Origin of the sequence: Actinotalea sp. (genome assembly GCF_041597215.1) — a bacterium.
Taxonomy (GTDB): domain Bacteria; phylum Actinomycetota; class Actinomycetes; order Actinomycetales; family Cellulomonadaceae; genus Actinotalea.
Genome location: NZ_JBFHHB010000298.1, coordinates 1 through 3,356, shown reverse-complemented (window position 1 = coordinate 3,356; position 3,356 = coordinate 1). Strand labels below are relative to the sequence as shown.

At 70.2% G+C, this 3,356-nt stretch carries 2 protein-coding genes and 1 pseudogene; all 3 read left to right on the top strand.

What is annotated here, in order from left to right:
• Window positions 1-1,222: MFS transporter (locus ABWK99_RS14950; protein WP_372595489.1), on the top strand; the 1,222-nt coding region annotated here is incomplete at its 5' end.
• 300 nt (window positions 1,223-1,522) lie between these two features.
• Window positions 1,523-2,662, top strand: a complete 1,140-nt coding sequence (locus ABWK99_RS14945) for a Gfo/Idh/MocA family protein (RefSeq protein ID WP_372595488.1) — start codon at window positions 1,523-1,525, stop codon at window positions 2,660-2,662.
• Window positions 2,663-2,748: 86 nt separating this feature from the next.
• Window positions 2,749-3,356, top strand: a pseudogene (locus ABWK99_RS14940) (bifunctional D-altronate/D-mannonate dehydratase); the annotation flags it as partial.

Here is a 3,356-nt window from a genome sequence, read left to right as displayed (position 1 = left end):
GTCCGCGCGGGACACCCTGCTCATCCTCACCGCCACCCGCTGGTTCCCGACGGGCCTGGTCATCGGGGTGATGGCGCTCCTGCCGATCGAGCGCGGACTCAGCCTCTCCCAGCTCGGCGTCCTCCTCTCGGTGCAGGGTCTTGTCGTGCTCGGCCTCGAGCTCCCCACGGGAGGCCTCGCCGACGCGATCGGTCGTCGTCGCGTCCTGCTCCTCGCAGCGCTCATGGCCCTCGCCTCCGCCGTCGTCTTCGTCACCGCGCACAGCATGGGCGTGTTCGTCCTCGCGCTCGTGCTCCAGGGCGTGCACCGGGCGCTCGACTCCGGGCCGCTCGAGGCCTGGTACGTCGACGCGGCCCAGGCCGACGACCCCGAGGTGAGGGTCGAGCATGCCCTTGCCCGAGCGGGCACGGTCCTCGGTCTGTCCATCGCGTCGGGGGCGCTCGTCTCCGGTGCCCTGGTGGCCTGGCACCCCGTGCCGTCGATGACGGCGCTCGAGCTGCCCTTCTGGGTCGCGGTGGGGTTCCTCGTGGTCAACCTGGTCATGATCGCCCTCCGACTGCGGGAGAGCCGTACCCCCCTCGTCCGCGACGGTGCGAGCGGTGCGCTGGGATCGGCGGGCGAGGCCGCACGGACCGTCGTTGCGGGCCTCCGTCTGCTGTCCGCAGCACCCGTCCTCCGGGCGCTGGTGCTCGTCGAGGTCTTCTGGGCGACAGCCTTGATCGCCTTCGAGACGCTCGTCCCGGTCCGGCTGTCCGAGCTCGTCGGCGGGACGGCTCGGGCGGGCGCACTGATGGGGCCGGCGTCGGCTGCGGCCTGGGGTCTGTTCGCCGTGGGATCGGCCCTCGCGGGGTCGACCAGCAGGCGGATCGGGGTTGCCAGGACCGCGCTGCTGGCTCGGGTCCTCAACGGGGCGGCGGCCGTCGTGATGGGCGTCATGGCCGGCCCCGTCGGGCTGATCACGGCCTTCCTCCTCGGCTACACCCTGCACGGCGGCGCCGGGCCGATGCACGCGACCCTCCTGCACCGCGAGGCACGCGCAGACAACCGCACGACGGTGCTCTCGATGAACTCGATGGTCGCCGGCGGGGCGTACACCGTCGGGCTGCTGGTCATGGGACCCGCGGCCGAGCACACGAGCACGGCCCTGGTCATCGGTGCAGCCGGCGCGTTCAGCATCCTCGGTGCGCTGCTGTACCTGCCGGCGGTACGGCGCGAGGGCTGAGTCGATCGCGGTGGCGCGGGCTCGCACTCGGGGAAGGTCCGGTGTATCGATTCACTATTAGTCGCCGACCCTGTCGGGCGACAACCGAGCACGAGGAACGGGCCTCGGCGCCGCCAGGCCCCGAGGCCAGAACGCCTCTGGTGATGGTTGTGGTGAATCCTTGCACCAGCCTGGGGCCGGGGAGTAGCGTCGATGTCCGCGGGCGTCGACCGCCCGGTCGGATGGTGCTCCGCCGGACGATCGCCGCGCGGGCGAGGGAACGCTCCGGAGATCACGGAACCACGCTGCCTGAGGAGCGTCATGAGCCGCACACCGAGAGTGCTGATCGCCGGGACCGGCTTCGCCGGGCAGGGCCACGCGGAGGCGTTCCGCTGGGCCGGCGCCGAGGTCGTGGGCATCGTCGGCCGGACGCCGAGCGTGGTGGACGAGGTGGCCGCGAGGCTCGCCATCCCGTACGCCGGCACGGACTGGCAGCAGGCGCTGAGCGACTGCCGACCGGACATCGTGTCCATCGCGACGCCGGGCGGGGCCCACGACGAGCCCATCACGCAGGCGATCGAGCTGGGCTGCCACGTTTTCTGCGACAAGCCGATGGCGGCGAGCGGTCAGACGGCGCTCGAGCTGTACGAGCTCGCGCTGCGTCACGACGTCAAGACGGCGTACGCCGCCAGCTTCCGCTACACGGCGAGTGTCCAGCACGCCAAGCGGCTGGTCGCCGCCGGCGCGATCGGCGAGCCGGTGGAGGTCGAGTGCATCTCGCACTTCAACCTGGAGCGAGAGATCCCGTTCGGGTGGTCGCACCGCAAGGCGGACGGTGGCGGACGGCTCAACAACAACTTCACCCACACCCTGTCGATCGTCACGTCGGTCGTCGGGGAGACGATCCTCGCGGTCATGGGTGAGGTGCGCGACGACCTGGGCACGGCTCCGATCGTCGAGGGGGTGCACAACTTCGCGACCAGACGGAGCTTCATCCCCGAGGATCTGAGCGACCCCTCGCTCCGCTGGGGCGAGAGCGACGTCGAGTGGTCCTACACCGTGCTGGCGAAGTTGAAGAGCGAGCTCGCGGCCGAGCCCGTCTCGGTGCTGTTCAAGCACGGCGGGTTGGTGCCTCGGTTCCACGAGGACCACATCGTCTTCTACGGCACCGACGGCGCGATCTACCTCAAGGGCCACTACGGCAGCGGCCCGCTCTTCCTGTGGGGGAAGGACACGACCTGGGGCGAGGTGCCGCTTCCGCCGGACATCGCCGCCACGGTGCCCGACGTCGAGGGCGAGACGGAGCAGTGCTGGCACCACCTGGCGCGGGAGTTCGTCCGGGACGTCCGCGGCGAGGCCGTCGAGCCGTACCCGACGTTCCGGGAGGGCAGTCGGTACCAGCAGATCATCGACCTGATCCGGAAGAACGAGAACTGGACGGATGTGTCCGACCTGGCCTGAGAGAGCACGGACGGCACGAGTGCGGGCCGGGCGGGAGCGCCCGTCGGCCCGTGGGCAACGAGGCCCCATCACGACGGAGATCATCCATGAGGATTACCGGAGCACGAGTGTTCGTCGGCGGACCCGCCAAGAACTACGTCACCTTGAAGATCATGACCGATCAGGGGGTGTACGGACTGGGGGACGCGACCCTCAACACCCGCGAGACCCTGCCCGCCGCCTACCTGCGCGACTACCTGATCCCGAACCTCATCGGGATGGACCCGCGCAACAGCGAGGACATCTGGCAGTTCTTCTACCGCGGTGCGTACTTCCGGCGCGGACCGATCGCGATGGCCGCCTTCGGCGCGATCGACATGGCGCTGTGGGACATCAAGGCCAAGCTCGCCGACATGCCGCTCTACCAGCTCTTCGGCGGCAAGAGCCGGGAGGGCGCGATGGTCTACGCGCATGCCACCGGGTCCGACCTGGAGGACCTGATGGACTCGATCGAGCACCACACCGAGCAGGGCTTCCAGGCGGTGCGCGTGCAGTGCGGGATACCCGGCATGCCGACCGCGGGCTACGGCGTCTCCGGGAGCACGGACGACAGCAGACACTTCATCACCGACTACAGCGGCATCCGGCCCACCGTGGAGATCTGGGACACCGACCGCTACCTGCGCTACATGCCCGGAGCCCTGGAGCAGATCCG

Coding starts and splice junctions, on each gene's coding strand:
- ABWK99_RS14945 (WP_372595488.1), top strand. CDS start 1,523: ATGAGCCGCACACCGAGAGTGCTGATCGCCGGGACCGGCTTCGCCGGG.